A 15,178-nucleotide genomic window follows, 5' to 3' on the forward strand; every position below is an offset into this window, starting at 1 on the left:
GCGGACAATTCTCTCAGACGTCGATCGGGTGCCGTTCGCGTGTATCAGTGGCTGATACAGAGCGTTGCGCGTCATTCCACGGGTCTCCTCCGGGAACTCGGAAGATCACCTTCACGTCTTGAGTTCAGAGAGTTACTGAGCGGGCAGAACGGTTGTACGAAACCCGCTGGTGAGGCTTGACAGCGCGGGGAGGAGTGGGAAAAGTCGTGACTGAGGGTGGCGGCATCCGCACGGGGGGCTCAAGGAACACGGGGGAACCGCCGGACGACCTGAGCGCCGCCGAGCTGGGCATGTGGCTGGCCTTCCGCAACGGCAGTGTGTACGACCTGAGGAGCGGCGACACCGTCGTCGACGATCCGCACGGCGGCCATCCGTGGGGCGCGGAACGCACCGTGCGGGCCCGCATCGTGTGCTGGCTGCTCCTCGACGGCCCGCCAGCGCTCTCCGGGCGTGTGGCGTCCCTCAAGCTCACCGGCGTGCAGATCAGCGGCACGGTGGATCTGGCGGGCGGCACGGTCGTGCCCTACGTCGAGCTGAAGGGCTGCCGCTTCGAGAAGGAGATCCTCCTGCCGGAGGCGCACTTCACGACCGTACGGATGGTGGACTGCTCGGTGCCGCGGCTGGAGGCGGCCCGGGTGCACACCGAGGGCGATCTGCACCTCCCCCGCTGCCGGTTCCACAACGGCGCCCGGCTCACCGACGCGCAGATCGGGACGGATCTGCTGCTCAACCAGGCCGTCGTCTACCGGGACCGGCGCGGGCGCTCGATCGTGGCGGACGGCATGAGCGTCGGCCAGGACCTCCAGGCCGAGATGCTGGAGTCGCACGGCGAGTTCAGCCTGCGCGGTGCGACGATCGGGGTCTCGCTGAGCCTGCGCGGCAGCCGGCTCGCCAACCCGTACGGGCGACTCGCGCTCAACGCCCCCCAGCTGACCGTGGGGCGCACGCTGTATCTGACCCCCGCGGGCGTCTGGAACCCGATCCTGACCAGCGGCACGACCCCCGCGCGCGGGACACGCATCCAGCGTTTCGAGTGCGAGGGGGGCATCCGGCTCGACGACGGCCGGTTCGGCGACGCCGTCGACCTGGAGCGCGCCAGGCTCACCTTCACCGACGACCAGGAGCTGTCACTGCGCCGGGTGCAGACCCCCGAGCTGCGTTTCCTCGGGGAGCGGCCGGAGCGCGGCAAGGTGGTGCTGTCGGGCGCGAAGGTCGTCAACCTCGTGGACCGGGCGAGCAGTTGGCCTGGGCCGGGCAACCTGCACATGGGCGGCTTCGGGTACGAGAACCTCGTACCGCAGGGGCCGTTCCCGCCGGCGGAGCGGCTGGCGTGGGTGGCGGCGGCGACCGCCGAGTACAGCCCGGAGCCGTACGAGCGGCTGGCCACCGTGCTGCGCAACGGCGGCGAGGACGAGGACGCGCGCGAGGTGCTGCTCGCCAAGCAGCGCCGGCGCCGGGAGACCCTGCCGCCGGCGGCGAAGCTGTGGGGGTACGTGCAGGACTGGACGGTCGCCTACGGGTACCGGCCCGGCCGGGCCGCCGTGTGGATGGCGGTGCTGTGGGCGGCGAGTTCGGTGGCGTTCGCGCACGCGAGCCATCCGCCGCTGAAGAGCGGGGAGCATCCGCCCTGGAACCCCTCCCTCTTCGCTCTCGATCTGCTTCTCCCGGTGATCGACCTGGGCCAGGTCGGCTTCTGGCAGCTGCGCGGCGGCTGGCAGTGGCTGGCCGCGGCGATCATCATGCTGGGCTGGGTCCTGGCCACCACGGTGGCGGCGGGGGCGACCCGGACTCTGCGCAGAAGCTGAGCGGGGGCCGGCCGGACGGGCGGACGGGCGGACATGAACCTGGTTCATCTTTTGCCATTCCTTGACTCCCGGCCGTACAACTAAAAACAGGTTCGGTATTTGGGCTGGCGCGGCCTCGACCTGCGCCTTTCAATGGTCGACACCATGGCTTCGCTGCGTGCGTTCCTCCGTGTCACCAGGACGGAACGGAACACTCCGCCGTCTCCGCTCCTCGCCACTGCCGGACTGACCGCCGACGACGAGGTACTGCTCGACGCGCCCGACGCCCGTCTCGGCCCCGCGCTCGTCGCGGCGGGCCGGGGCGAGTACGGTCCCGCGGCCGAGCTGCTGGCCGGCACGCGCGCCACGACCGAGTGGGAGAACCGCGACCGGTACGTGGTCCGGCTGGCCGCGTTCGCGCACTCCCGCGCGGAGTGGTTCACGTCCTGGCGCTCCGCCGCCCCGCACGACCCGGACATGCTGCTGGTCGGCGCCGAACTGGCGGTGACCCGCGCCTGGGCCTCCCCCGCCCGCGCCGAACTCCTCCACCAGACCGGCCCGTTGGTCGAGGCTGCCGCGGTGGGCGACCCGCGCGACCCGGTGCCCTGGCGCATCGCCCTGGACCGGGCCCGGGGCAGCGACGCAGACCACGGTGAGTTCGAGCGGCTGTGGGGCGAGGCCGTGCGCCGCTCCCCGCACCACTACGGCTGCCATGTCGCCGCCCTCCAGTACCTGTCCACGAGCCCCTTCCTGTCCCCGGGCGGACGCGGCTCGCACCGGGAGTGCTTCGACTTCGCCGAGCGGGCCGCACAGGACGCCCTGCCCGGCTCGCTCGTCCAGGCGCTGCCCCTGCACGCGGCGTTCGCCTACCTGACGGAGGACGGCGGCGGCACGGTGATGGCCCGGACCCGCCTGGACGCGGCGGCGGACACCGCGATCGCCCTGTCGGCGACCTACCCGGCGGCAGCCCCCTGGCCGGCCGAGCTGCGCAACCTGCTGACGTACGTCCTGGTGGGACTCGACCGCTGGCAGGACGCCCTGCTCCAACTGCGCCTGACCGGCCCGTACACCACCTCCTTCCCCTGGGACCGGTTCTCGGACGACCCCCTCGGCCGCTTCCTCGAAGCACGCGAGGAGGTCCGCCAAAACGCGCCCGCCGCCCGGTGCGCGGCCTGCGCCGGTCATCCACGGAGTGAGCACGGCGGACGCGCACACTCCGGCGACCATTAGGCTTTCCCGTCGTGACCATCGTCCGGCTGCCGCTCTTTCCGCTGAACTCGGTGCTGTTCCCGGGACTAGTACTCCCGCTGAACATCTTCGAGGAGCGATATCGCGCCATGATGCGCGAACTTCTGAAGACCCCCGAGGACGAACCACGCCGGTTCGCCGTCGTGACGATCCGCGACGGCCATGAGGTGGCGCCCAGCGCGCAGGGCCTCCCCGACGGGACGGCGGTGCCCGAACGCGGACCCACGGCGGGCTTCGGCGACGACCCGGTCAAGGCGTTCCACGCCGTGGGGTGCGTGGCGGACGCGGCGACCATCAGGGAACGCGAGGACGGGACGTACGAGGTCCTGGCCACCGGTACGACCCGGGTGCGGCTGGTGTCGGTCGACGCGTCGGGCCCCTTCCTGACGGCGGAGCTGGAGGAGCTGGAGGAGTCCCCCGGCGACGAGGCGGGCACGCTGGCGGAGGGCGTCCTCAGAGCCTTCCGCCAGTACCAGAAACGCCTGGCGGGCGCCCGGGAGCGGTCCCTGTCGACGGGCGCCGACCTGCCCGACGAGCCGGCGGTGGTGTCGTATCTGGTGGCGGCGGCGACGATGCTCGACACCCCGTCGAAACAGCGCCTCCTCGAAGCCCCGGACACGGCGTCTCGCCTCCGCGAGGAACTGACCCTTCTGCGCACGGAGACGGCGATCATCCGCAACCTCCCGTCACTGCCGGCCTCGGAACTGACACGCAGCCCGACAAGCCTCAACTGACCGGGGAGCGGACATGGCGAAGAAGAAGCAACTGCAGTCGGGCGGCACACCGGCGACGGTGGCCCTGACGGCGGCGGGCGTCACCTACACGGTGCACGCGTACGAGCACGACCCCGCGCATCCCTCGTACGGCGAGGAGGCCGCCGAGGCGATGGGAGTGTCGCCGGAGCGCGTCTTCAAGACACTGGTGGCGGACGTGGACGGAGTGCTGACGGTCGCGGTGGTCCCGGTGGCGGGCCAACTGGACCTGAAGGCACTGGCGACGGCGGTGTCGGGAAAACGGGCATCAATGGCGGACCCCACCCTGGCGGAACGCACGACGGGCTATGTCAGGGGCGGCATCTCCCCCCTGGGCCAGCGCAAGAAACTCCGAACAGTCCTGGACACCTCGGCAGACACCCACACCACGATCTGCGTCTCGGCGGGCCGCCGAGGCCTGGAGATCGAACTGTCCCCCAAAGACCTCACAACCCTCACCCAGGCACTAAGGGCCCCGATCGCCCGAGCCTGAAGGATGACACCTCCAGCCAGGGCCACACCTCTCCAGCGCCGGGCCCGCACCTTCCAGCGCCAGGCCCGCACCTTCCAGCGCCGGGCCGCACCTTTCCAGCGCAGGCCCGCACCCTCAGCCCGTCCGGCGCTTGAGGACAAGGCCCGTTCAGGGCCGGCTTCCTTCCCACCCACCCGCCCCACCGCGCCTGCAGCCCAGGCCGCACGCCTCCGGCGCCAAGGCCGCACCCTCCAGCCCCGACCACACCCTCTTGCGCCAGGCCACACCCTCCAGCGCAGACCCGCCCCCTCCAGCCCCGGCCGCACCTTTCCAGCCCAGGCCCGCATTTCCAGCCCGTCCGGCGCTTGAGGACAAGGCCCCTTCAGGGCCGGAGCGGGGGTCTGGGGGCGCAGCCCCCAGGGACAGGATGGGACGGGTAGGGGCGGCGGGGGCGAGAACAACCCCGCCTAAACCGGCGGAGCCACCCCCTCGGGATCCCGCGGCCCGAACAACCCCGTCAACCCCAGATGCACCACCAGCGCAGCCACGGACCACACCATCAGCACCCCCTTCGCCCCCAACTTCAACGGCGCCGAGAACGTAACCCCCTTGCCCACAGCCTTCGAGTGAGCGATCACATCCTGGGCGGGCCCGAGCCACACCCCCAGCCGCCAAGCCAGCACCGACCCGAGCAACCCCCCGACCGCCAGCGCCACCACCAACGGCACACCCCCACGCCGCCGCACCAGGAACACCCCCAGCGCACTCACCGCCCCCAGGGCCAACGCCAGCAGAGTAAACGTTCCGTCGACCCCGATGGCCTGCTCGCCCTCGCTGTCCTTGACGAACACGGTCCAGCGGTTGTTGACGATCTCCCCGACCAACGCGACGTTCGGCGCCAGCCACCACCACAGCAGCCCGAGCAGCACCCCACCGAGCGCCGTCACCACCGTGACGACGGCGGCCTCCCGCAGTTCGGTCTTCATGCCGGGGCCGTCCTGTCCGTAGGCCGGCGCGTACCCGCCTCCTCCGGACGGCTCCGGCCAGAACTGCCAGGACCGCCCGTCCGCCGGAGCACCCTGGAGCGAAGGCTGCTGCTGCAAGGGCTGCTGGGACGGCTGGGACTGCGAACCCTCTTCACGGTCGTGCGAGGGCTCATGATGCGGCGGCGGAGGCGGAGTCAGCGGTGCGGTCACCCTGACATCGTGCCAGGCCCGTCTGTGCGGCGCGTCACCGGACGGCCGCCCGGCGGTACGCCCAGGTCGCGACGGCCAGCGAGACCACCCCGACCCCCGCGCACACGGCCAGGTCACCGAAGACGAAGGCCCAGTCGGGGCGGGGCCCGAAGGTCCGGGCGAAGGCCTCCACGCCGTACGTCGAAGGCAGCAGATCCCGCGCGAACCGAACAACCTCCGGCATCCGGTCCGCCGGCAACACCCCCAGCAGCAGCGCCGCCGACATGCCCAACTGCCCGAGCAGCGTGGCCAGTTCCGGCCGCGGCGCCAGCAGCCCGAACGCGGCGCCGAGCCCGGCGAGCGCGGCCCCCGCGAGCGGGATCACCAGCGCGAGCACCCACAGATGCGTCAGCGGCAGCCCGTACAGCAGGCACCCGAACACCGCCGTCACGATGGTCCCGGGCACGGTGAAGGAGGCGTACGCCCCCGCGGCCCCCAGCACCACGGCGGCGGGCGGCACCGGCAGTGTCGCGTAGTGATCGAGCCCGCCGCTGGCCCGCAGTTGCCCGAAGTACTGGGCGAGCAGATTCAGCGCGACAAAGGCCACGACAAGCACCGAAGCCCCGGCCACCACGGCCCGCGCCTCGCCGCCCCCGTCCACGACCCCCCGCATCAGGATCATGATCCCGACGGACTGGAAGGTCGCCACGAACAGCAGCGGAATCCGTGCAACCCGGGCCCGGGACAGCTGCGCCCGGTACACCGCGACGAGCGCGGGCCACAGCCGCACACGCGGACCGAGTTCGGCAACCGCCCGGCGCGTGGCCGTCTTCTCCGTGGCCAGGGCGCTGCCCGGCAGCACCTCGGCGGGTACGAAACTCACGTCGAGCTGCCCCTCTTCGTCCTGGTCACGACAGCCGCCCTCTCCCCCGCCGACGCCCGCACACACACCCGTACGGATCCGGAGCCGCCCGTGCTCACACGCCTCACGCCTTCACCAGCCCCTGCGTGTTCCCGCCGAGCGCCAGATACACGTCCTCCAGGCTCGGCGTGGCCAGCGTGAAGTCGTCGAGCGCGGTGAACGCGGCCCCGCCGGTGACGGTGGCGACGGCCGCGCGGGCCTCCTCCGGAGCCAGCCGCAAGGTCCACCTGCGCCCCGACTCGACGGCCCGGTCCCGCAGCGCGGCCACCTCGGGCACGTGCAACGGCGCCGACTCGCGCCAGACCAGGTCGACCCGGACCTCGCCCGCGACCTGCTCCTTCAGCCCGGCGGGCGTGTCGCACGCGATCACGCGCCCCCGGTCGAGCACGGCCACCCGGTCGAGGACCGTCTCGGCCTCGATGACGTTGTGCGTCACCAGCAGCACCGTCGTACCGCGCTCGGCGCGCCGCCGGTCGACCGCCGACCACACCGCCCGCCGCGCCACGGGATCCATCCCGGTCGTCGGCTCGTCGAGGACGAGCAGCGGGCGTTCCCCGACGAGGGCGGTCGCGAAGCACGCGAGCCGCCGCTGCCCGCCGGACAGCTTTCGGATGGGCCGCGCGGCCAGCGCCGTGAGCCCGAGTTCCTCCAGCACCGCGTCCCGTTCCGCCCGCGCCCGCCGCACCTCCAGGCCGCGCAGTCGCGCGGTGGTCTCGGCGGCGAGCGAGACGGTCAGCTCGTCGAGGGCGCTGGACTCCTGGCCAAGGTAGGCGAGGATGCGCGCGGCCCGCTCCGGATGGCGCACGATGTCGTGGCCGAGGATCTCGACGCTGCCCCGGTCGGGGCGCATCAGACCGGTGATCTGCCGGACGAGGGTCGACTTGCCGGCGCCGTTCGGCCCGAGCAGGCCGAAGATCTCACCGCGCCGGACGTCCAGCTCCACGGCGTCGGTGGCCTGTACCTCGGGTGTTCCGGGGGCGCCGCGGCGACCGCGTACCGCGCGATAGGTCTTGGTGAGATCGCGCACCGCGCACACGACATCGTCACCGTGTCGGGCTGCGTGTGCCGTGCGCGTACTCACGAAGGACGAGAGTACGGGGTGCCCGACTCCGCCTGAAATCCAACCCCCGCCGTGCCCCTGCCCGCCGGGGCCGCTCACTCCCCGGCGGGCACCTGTTCCGCGGCGGTACGGACGTCGATCTCGCGCCAGAAACCGGCCCTGATCGCATACCGGTCGTGTTCGTCGATCTGGTCGTCCTTGTGGGCGAGCAGCCCGAAGCGGGCGGCGTAGCGCAGCAGCTCGCCGTCGATGCGGTGCGGGATGCGGGGGTACATCGTGGACAGTTTCGGCAGCTGGGCGGGGTCCGGGAGCCGCTCCATCCAGCGGCGCGCGAACACCTGCCCGACCTCGTACGGATCGCCGCCGACCGTGGTGATGTCCTCCTCGCGGTCCGCCCAGCGCTGCTCGGCCGAGGTGAGCTGGGCCAGCGTCGGCATGGAGGCGATCTCGGGGGGCTCCGCGGCCACGCCCGGCCGGTCGACCCAGCCCTTGTCGGAGGACCAGCGCAGGGTCGCGTTGGCGGGAGGCGGGGCGGACTGGGCGCCGGGGGCCCGGAGCGCGGCCAGGTCCTTGGGGGTCGGTACGCCCTTGGGAGCGGGTACGCGCTCCTGCGCCCCGTTCTGCTCGGCGGACGTCGTGGGGTGCTCCTGCTGCTCGTCGGCCACCCGGTCCGAGGCCTGTGCGTGCGACGACTCGGGCAGCGGCGCGGACAGGATCGCGGCGATCTCGGGGCGGGGCGCGGGCTGCGGCGCGCAGATCCCGCCGAGTTCCTTGGCCCGTACGGCCTTGGTGATCCACGTACGGTCGAGGACGCGCCGTTCGTCGGCCTCGGCGACAAGGTCCTCGGACTGGTTGTAGTCGCCGTCGGCGGCCTGCACCGCCCACAGGTGTACGGCGACTCCGTGCTCCTTGGCCGCCATCATGCCCGGCAGCAGATCGCCGTCGCCGGTGACGAGGACGATGTCGGAGCAGGCGCGGTTGCGGGCCAGCTCGGTCAGCTCGGCGTGCATGGCGGCGTCGACGCCCTTCTGGGCCCACCGTCCGTCGCTGCGGGTCAGGGCGCCGAGCCGGACGGTGACCCGGGGCATCACGCGGAGCCTGCGGTGCTCGGGCTGGGGCACCCGGTCGGGGGCGCCGTCGAACCAGTAGATGCGCAGCAGCGGCCGTTCGGTGTCCGACTCGGCGCGTTCTCGCAGGCCCTGGATGAGAGCGGTGTGGTCGACGGTGATCCGGGACCGCGAGGGCTCTCCGGCGAGAAGACTCGCGGCGGCCCCCAGCAGATACCCGGCGTCCACCAGGACGATGCAGCGGTCCACGCGATCCACCCTCTTTCCGGGAGGTTTGCTTCGGGCTTGCTTCGAGTCTGCCCGACCGTGCGGAGGTTAACGGCCCGAACTCGATCTTCGGCGTGGCGTTTGCCGCGAGGGCCGGAGGTCCCGCCGCATGACGTGAGCCTATTACGCACGGTGATTCTCCGACATGCGCGCTTTGTCGGGTCATGTGAATCTGGTTCCGGATTTGGCCCCTAGATCCCCTTCAGGAGGAAGATCACCATGGCCAAGAACAAGAAGCAGAGTCGCCCGCACGAACAGGCGTCACAGGCCGAGCGCGGTACCGAGCAGGCGAAGTCCTCCTCGATGGAGTCGCAGGCCGAGCAGCGCATCAACCAGGTGACTCCCGGCGACATGGCACGCAAGGGCCGGCAGAAGCGATTCGGCCACAACTGAGCCCCGCGCCGAGCACGACGGACGTCTGAACAACGGGCTGTAGAAGCCCACACACAGTGAGGGGCGCACCCTGCACGGGCGCGCCCCTCACTCACGTCAGTTGCTCAGCCGGCCAGGCAGGACGGTCCGAGCAGCACCTTCAGGTCACCGAAGAGGGCCGGGTCGGGCTTCACCCGGTGCCGGTCGAGTCGGAGCACCGTCGTCTTGCTCGGTCCCTGGAGTCTGATGCGGACCTCGCTCTCGCCCTTGTGGTGACTGAGGATCTCGCCGAGTCGGCTGATCATCGGCGGAGTGATCTTCAGCGCGGGGATGGTGAGGATCACGGGCGCGTTGGTGCCCGCGTTCGACAGGTCGGGGACCTGGAGTTCCATCGCCACCAGGCGCGGCACGTCCTCGCGCTTGTCGAGGCGTCCCTTGACGAACACGACGGCGTCCTCGACGAGCTGGGTCGACACCAGCTGGTAGGTCGCCGGGAAGAACATGCACTCGATGGAACCGGCGAGGTCCTCGACGGTGGCGATGGCCCAGGCGTTGCCCTGCTTGGTCATCTTGCGCTGGAGGCCGGAGATGATGCCGCCGATGGTGACGACCGCGCCGTCGGCGTGCTCACCTCCGGTGAGCTGGGAGATGCCTGCGTCGGCCTTGTCGGACAGGACGTGCTCCAGGCCGAAGAGCGGGTGGTCGGAGACGTACAGGCCGAGCATCTCCCGCTCCTGGGCGAGCAGATAGGCCTTGTCCCACTCGTCGGTGGTGAACTCGACGTCGAGACCGAAGCCGGGCTCGCTGGTGTCCTCGTCGCCCATGCCGCCGAAGAGGTCGAACTGTCCTTCGGCCTCTTTTCTCTTCACCGCCACCACGTTGTCGATCATCGGCTCGAAATGCGCGGTGAGGCCCTTGCGGGTGTGCCCCATGCTGTCGAACGCGCCGGCCTTGATCAGGGATTCCGTGGTCCGCTTGTTGCAGACGACCGCCTCGACCTTGTCGAGGTAGTCGGGGAAGGAGCCGTACTTCCCCTTGGCGTTACGGGACTTGATGATCGACTCGACGACGTTGGTCCCGACGTTGCGCACCGCGGACAGGCCGAAGAGGATCACGTCGTCGCCCTGGGCGGCGAAGTTGGACATCGACTCGTTGACGTTGGGCGGGAGCACCTTGATGCCCATACGCCGGCACTCGTTCAGATAGATCGCGGACTTGTCCTTGTCGTCCTTGACCGAGGTGAGCAGACCCGCCATGTACTCGGCCGGGTAGTTGGCCTTCAGATAGGCGGTCCAGTAGGAGACCAGGCCGTACGCGGCCGAGTGGGCCTTGTTGAAGGCGTAGCCGGCGAAGGGGACCAGGACGTCCCAGAGGGCCTTGATCGCCTCGTCGCTGTAGCCGTTCTTCTTGGCGCCGGCCTGGAAGATGGTGAAGTTCTTGGCCAGTTCGTCGGGCTTCTTCTTGCCCATCACGCGGCGCAGGATGTCTGCCTCGCCGAGGGAGTACCCGGCGATGATCTGGGCGGCCTTCTGCACCTGCTCCTGGTAGACGATCAGACCGTAGGTGACCGCGAGGACCTCCTGGAGAGGCTCCTCCAGCTCCTTGTGGATCGGGGTGATCTCCTGGAGCTTGTTCTTGCGCAGCGCGTAGTTGGTGTGCGAGTCCATGCCCATCGGGCCGGGACGGTAGAGCGCCGAGACGGCGGAGATGTCCTCGAAGTTGTCGGGCTTCATCAGCCGCAGCAGCGAGCGCATGGGGCCGCCGTCGAACTGGAAGACGCCGAGAGTCTCACCGCGCTGGAGCAGTTCGAACGTCGTCGGGTCGTCGAGCGGCAGGGCCAGCAGGTCGAGGTCGACGCCCTTGTTGGCCTTCACCATCTTGACGGCGTCGTCCATGATGGTCAGGTTGCGCAGGCCCAGGAAGTCCATCTTGAGCAGGCCGAGCGACTCGCACTGCGGGTAGTCCCACTGTGTGATGGTCACGCCGTCGGTGTGCCGCACCCAGACGGGGGCGTGGTCGACGATGGGCTCGCTGGACATGATGACGCCGGCCGCGTGCACGCCCATCTGCCGGACCAGGCCCTCGACGCCCTTCGCGGTGTCGATGACCTTCTTCACGTCCGGCTCGTTCTCGTACATCGCCCGGATCTCGCCGGCCTCGCTGTACCGCGGGTGCGAGGGGTCGGTGATGCCGTTGAGGTCGATGCCCTTGCCGAGGACGTCGGCGGGCATGGCCTTGGTGAGCCGGTCGCCCATCGCGTACGGGTAGCCCAGCACGCGCGCGGAGTCCTTGATGGCGTTCTTCGCCTTGATCTTGCCGTACGTGCCGATCATGGCGACCTTGTCGGCGCCGTACTTCTCGGTCACGTACCTGATCACCTCGACGCGCCGGCGTTCGTCGAAGTCGATGTCGACGTCGGGCATGGAGACGCGCTCGGGGTTGAGGAACCGCTCGAAGATCAGACCGTGCGGGATCGGGTCGAGGTCGGTGATGCCCATGGCGTACGCGACGATCGAGCCGGCCGCGGAACCACGGCCGGGGCCGACCGCGATGCCCTGCTTCTTCGCCCACATGATGAAGTCGGCGACGACGAGGAAGTACCCCGGGAACCCCATCTGGATGATGACGTCCATCTCGTACTCGGCCTGCTTCTGGCGGTCGTCGGGGACGCCGCCGGGGAAGCGCCGGTTCATACCGCGCCGGACCTCCTCCTGGAACCAGGTGATCTCGGTGAAGCCGTCCGGGATGTCGAACTTCGGCATGAGGTTCTTCGCCTCGAACATGCCGGCGGTGTCGATCTGTTCGGCCACCAGGAGGGTGTTGGCGCAGCCCTCCTGCCAGGCGTCGGAGGAGTCGACGGCGTACATCTCCTCCGTGGACTTCAGGTAGTAGCCGGTGCCGTCGAACTTGAAGCGGTCCGGGTCGGAGACGTTCTTGCCGGTCTGGATGCACAGCAGAGCGTCGTGCGCGCCCGCCTCGTGCGGGTACGTGTAGTGCGAGTCGTTCGTCACCAGGGGCGGGATGCCGAGCTTCTTGCCGATCTCCAGCAGGCCGTCGCGGACCCGGCTCTCGATCTCGATGCCGTGGTCCATCAGCTCCAGGAAGTACCGGTCCTTGCCGAAGATGTCCTGGTACTCGGCGGCCGCCTTGAGCGCCTCCTCCTTCTGGCCGAGGCGCAGTCGGGTCTGGAGCTCGCCCGACGGGCAGCCGGTGGAGGCGATGAGCCCCTCGGACCACTGGGAGATGGTCTCCTTGTCCATGCGCGGCCACTTCTGCAGCCAGCCCTCCGCGTACGCGTCCGAGGACAGCCGGAAGAGGTTGTGCAGGCCCGTCGAGTTGGCCGCCCAGATCGTCTTGTGGGTGTAACCGCCCGAACCGGACACGTCGTCGCGCTTCTGGTGCGGCTGGCCCCAGCGGATCTTGCGCTTGTTGCGCCGCGACTCGGGCGCGACATACGCCTCGATGCCGATGATCGGCGTGACGCCCGCCTTCTTGGCGGTGTGGAAGAAGTCGTACGCCCCATGGAGATTGCCGTGGTCGGACATGGCGATGTGGGTCATGCCCATCTCGTTGCACGCGTTGAACATGTCCTTGAGCCGCGCGGCACCGTCCAGCAGCGAGTACTGGGTGTGGACGTGCAGGTGCGTGAACGGCGGCTTTGACACGGCGTGGCCTCCATGGAAAACACTCGGCGACAGGCTGCGGGCAGTCTGGGGGGACAGCGACGAAGTCTATGCCTCGGCACTGACAGCGCGAGGGCGCTCCCCCGTACCTTCGTGGTCGGGTCGCGGGCACTGAGGCGTACCTTCGGACGTTGGAGGGGCGACGGCGTCGTCCGTCCCGCCGGGCGGCCCGTCCGGCCCCATTCGTCCCGTATCACCTGCACCAGGAGGCACCCAGCGATGTCGGTTCCGCAGCTCAGCGCCGAGCACCGCGGCGAGGAGATCCTCACCGTCTTCGACACCGCGTTCGGCGAGCTCCTGGCCGCCGACCCGGCCGCGTTCCGCGTGAAGTTCCGCAAGATGGCGGCCTCCGCGTTCGCGTTCTACCGGGGCACGGCGTGCCTCTTCTACCACGACCTGGAGGCGGAACGGCGGGGCGGACCCTACCTGGACGAGCGCACCTCGCGCGTGTGGATCCACGGCGACCTGCACGCGGAGAACTTCGGCACCTACATGGACGCCCAGGGCCGGCTGATCTTCAACGTCAACGACTTCGACGAGGCGTACGTCGGGCCCTTCACCTGGGACCTCAAGCGCCTCGCCGCCTCGCTGGCCCTCATCGGGTACGCGAAGGCACTCTCCGACGAGCAGATCACCGAGCTCGTGCGGACGTACGCGGGCGCGTACCGCGAGCGCATCCGCGCCCTCGCGACCGGGGCGAAGAGCGACGAGGTGCCGCCGTTCACCCTGGACACCGCCCAGGGTTCGCTGCTGGACGCGCTGCGCGACGCGCGCTCGCTGACCCGGTTCGGGCTGCTCGACTCGATGACGGAGATCCGTGACTTCGAGCGCCGCTTCGCGCCGGGCGGCGGCTCCATCGAGCTGGACGCCGCCACCCGCTACAAGGTGCTGGCCGCTTTCGACGGCTACCTGGAGACGCTGCCGGAGTCGTCGCTGACCCGCCCGGACTCGTACCGCGTGAAGGACGTGGTCGGCCGGCGCGGCATCGGCATCGGCTCGGCCGGGCTGCCCTCGTACAACATCCTTCTGGAGGGCGCCACGGACGCCCTGGAGAACGATGTGGTGATCTACATCAAGCAGGCCCAGACCCCGGCCGTCTCCCGGCACATCACCGACCCGGCGATCCGCGGCTACTTCCAGCACGAGGGCCACCGCACGGTGATCTCGCAGCGCGCCCTCCAGGACCACGCCGACCCGTGGCTGGGCTGGACCGAGCTGGACGGCCGCGGTCAGCTGGTCGCCGAGGTCTCGCCGTACGCCGTGGACCTGGACTGGGGCGACATCGACGACCCGGAGGAGATCGCGGCCGTCGTCGCCGACCTGGGTCGCGCGACGGCCACGATGCACGCGGCGGCCGACGACCAGTCCGGCGAGTCCCTGGTGCCCTTCTCCACGGAGCGGGCCATCGACGCGGTGATCGCGGCCGACGAGGCAGGCTTCGCGAACGTCCTGGTGGACTTCGCCCACGAGTACGGCGCACGCGCGCGTGCCGACCACCAGGTCTTCGTGGACCTGTTCCGCAACGGCCGGATCCCGGGCCTGTAACCGGCCTCTGGACAGCCCCTTCGGACAGTGCACAGGCTCACAGGGACCTTTTAGGGACCTCTTACGGGAGTCCGTGACACACTCTCCTCCGCTATGGACATATCCGGGACCCACCTCAGAGCCGTACGCGCGGCACTGTTCACGGCACTCGTCGTGACGCTCAGCAGCGCGTCGCACGTGCTGCTGTCCCGGGTCCCGCTGCCGATGGGGACGGTGGCCGTGATCGCGGCCGCCGTCTTCGTCGTCGCGTACGCGCTGGCCGGCCGCGAACGCGGCTTCGCCCGGATCGCCGCCCTGCTGATCCCCCTGGAGCTGGCCGCCGACACGGTCTTCACCACCGGCCAGACGGTCTGTTACGGCCGTGCGGGCGGCCCCGTCGCCGGCCCGCTGCGCTCGGTCGGCTTCGACGTGCTGTGCGCCGGCGACGGCGTGGGCACCCCGCTGGTCCGGGTGACGGGCGCCGACACCGACCGGGTGGCGGCGCTGCTCGCCCACGCGGGCCCACAGGCCGCCTGGCTGCTGCTGGCCGCGCATGTCGGTGTGGGCCTGCTGGCCGCCGCCTGGCTGCGCCGGGGTGAGCGGGCCCTCGCCCAGCTGCTGGCCGCGCTCACCACCTCCACCTTCCGCCCGCTGCTGCTGGCCGTCGCCTCGGTGACGGTCCGGTCCGCCCCGGCGGTACGCCGCAAGCCGCGACCCGCTCAGCGCGTCGCCACTCTGCGCACGCATCTGCTCGTGCACTCCCTGGGACGACGAGGACCGCCGAGCCCGAGCCCGCTCGCCCTCTCCTTCGCCTGAGCGACAACCCGCCCGAGCGACGGCGCGAAGCGACAC

General features: G+C 70.5%; 12 protein-coding genes. 7 read left to right on the forward strand and 5 right to left on the reverse strand.

The window, feature by feature from the left end:
• Positions 1 to 206: 206 nt before the first annotated feature.
• The 4 genes from OG241_RS14365 to ybaK all read left to right on the forward strand — a co-directional run bounded on the left by OG241_RS14365 (position 207) and on the right by ybaK (position 4,277).
• A complete protein-coding gene (locus OG241_RS14365; RefSeq protein ID WP_405815722.1) occupies positions 207 to 1,805 on the forward strand; it encodes an oxidoreductase in 1,599 nt (532 codons plus the stop codon).
• Between the two features lie 132 nt (positions 1,806 to 1,937).
• Positions 1,938 to 3,014 carry a hypothetical protein gene (locus OG241_RS14370; protein WP_405826205.1) on the forward strand — a complete coding sequence of 359 codons (1,077 nt, stop codon included), beginning with the start codon at positions 1,938 to 1,940 and terminating at the stop codon, positions 3,012 to 3,014.
• Positions 3,015 to 3,025: 11 nt separating this feature from the next.
• Complete coding sequence (locus OG241_RS14375; protein ID WP_405815723.1) at positions 3,026 to 3,766, forward strand: LON peptidase substrate-binding domain-containing protein; 741 nt, start codon at positions 3,026 to 3,028, stop codon at positions 3,764 to 3,766.
• Between the two features lie 13 nt (positions 3,767 to 3,779).
• Complete coding sequence (gene ybaK, locus OG241_RS14380; protein ID WP_405815724.1) at positions 3,780 to 4,277, forward strand: Cys-tRNA(Pro) deacylase; 498 nt, start codon at positions 3,780 to 3,782, stop codon at positions 4,275 to 4,277.
• Positions 4,278 to 4,723: 446 nt separating this feature from the next.
• Here the strand turns inward: ybaK and OG241_RS14385 are convergent, their stop codons facing one another.
• The 4 genes from OG241_RS14385 to OG241_RS14400 all read right to left on the reverse strand — a co-directional run bounded on the left by OG241_RS14385 (position 4,724) and on the right by OG241_RS14400 (position 8,729).
• Positions 4,724 to 5,452: a hypothetical protein gene (locus OG241_RS14385; RefSeq protein WP_405815725.1), complete on the reverse strand. Its 729-nt coding sequence runs from the start codon at positions 5,450 to 5,452 to the stop codon at positions 4,724 to 4,726.
• Between the two features lie 34 nt (positions 5,453 to 5,486).
• Positions 5,487 to 6,314, reverse strand: a complete 828-nt coding sequence (locus OG241_RS14390; protein WP_405815726.1) for an ABC transporter permease — start codon at positions 6,312 to 6,314, stop codon at positions 5,487 to 5,489.
• 103 nt (positions 6,315 to 6,417) lie between these two features.
• The gene (locus OG241_RS14395) at positions 6,418 to 7,389 is read right to left on the reverse strand and encodes an ABC transporter ATP-binding protein (RefSeq protein WP_405826207.1); all 972 of its coding nucleotides are present in this window, start codon (positions 7,387 to 7,389) and stop codon (positions 6,418 to 6,420) included.
• A gap of 119 nt (positions 7,390 to 7,508) precedes the next feature.
• Entirely contained in the window at positions 7,509 to 8,729 is a 1,221-nt protein-coding gene (locus OG241_RS14400) for an NYN domain-containing protein (protein WP_405815727.1), read from the reverse strand.
• A 237-nt stretch (positions 8,730 to 8,966) separates the two neighbouring features.
• Between OG241_RS14400 and OG241_RS14405 the strand changes: the two genes are divergently transcribed.
• Entirely contained in the window at positions 8,967 to 9,140 is a 174-nt protein-coding gene (locus tag OG241_RS14405; RefSeq protein WP_334592705.1) for a hypothetical protein, read from the forward strand.
• A 104-nt stretch (positions 9,141 to 9,244) separates the two neighbouring features.
• On the opposite strand, the gene dnaE is transcribed toward OG241_RS14405, so the two are convergent.
• Complete coding sequence (dnaE, locus tag OG241_RS14410) at positions 9,245 to 12,784, reverse strand: DNA polymerase III subunit alpha (RefSeq protein WP_405815728.1); 3,540 nt, start codon at positions 12,782 to 12,784, stop codon at positions 9,245 to 9,247.
• 237 nt (positions 12,785 to 13,021) lie between these two features.
• On the opposite strand from dnaE, the gene OG241_RS14415 reads away from it, so the two are divergent.
• Both OG241_RS14415 and OG241_RS14420 read left to right on the forward strand, forming a co-directional pair.
• On the forward strand, positions 13,022 to 14,347 hold the full coding sequence (locus OG241_RS14415; protein ID WP_405815730.1) for a DUF2252 domain-containing protein: 1,326 nt from the start codon (positions 13,022 to 13,024) through the stop codon (positions 14,345 to 14,347).
• Between the two features lie 93 nt (positions 14,348 to 14,440).
• A complete protein-coding gene (locus OG241_RS14420; RefSeq protein ID WP_405815731.1) occupies positions 14,441 to 15,142 on the forward strand; it encodes a hypothetical protein in 702 nt (233 codons plus the stop codon).
• Positions 15,143 to 15,178: the final 36 nt, after the last annotated feature.

This window comes from Streptomyces sp. NBC_01390 (assembly GCF_045040105.1).
Lineage (GTDB): Bacteria > Actinomycetota > Actinomycetes > Streptomycetales > Streptomycetaceae > Streptomyces.

What these genes read in the sequence shown, in the direction of transcription:
- OG241_RS14370 (WP_405826205.1), top strand. Translation starts at nt 1,938, where the DNA reads ATGGTCGACACCATGGCTTCGCTGCGTGCGTTCCTCCGTGTCACCAGG.
- ybaK (WP_405815724.1), top strand. Translation starts at nt 3,780, where the DNA reads ATGGCGAAGAAGAAGCAACTGCAGTCGGGCGGCACACCGGCGACGGTG.
- OG241_RS14405 (WP_334592705.1), top strand. Translation starts at nt 8,967, where the DNA reads ATGGCCAAGAACAAGAAGCAGAGTCGCCCGCACGAACAGGCGTCACAG.
- OG241_RS14415 (WP_405815730.1), top strand. Translation starts at nt 13,022, where the DNA reads ATGTCGGTTCCGCAGCTCAGCGCCGAGCACCGCGGCGAGGAGATCCTC.
- OG241_RS14420 (WP_405815731.1), top strand. Translation starts at nt 14,441, where the DNA reads ATGGACATATCCGGGACCCACCTCAGAGCCGTACGCGCGGCACTGTTC.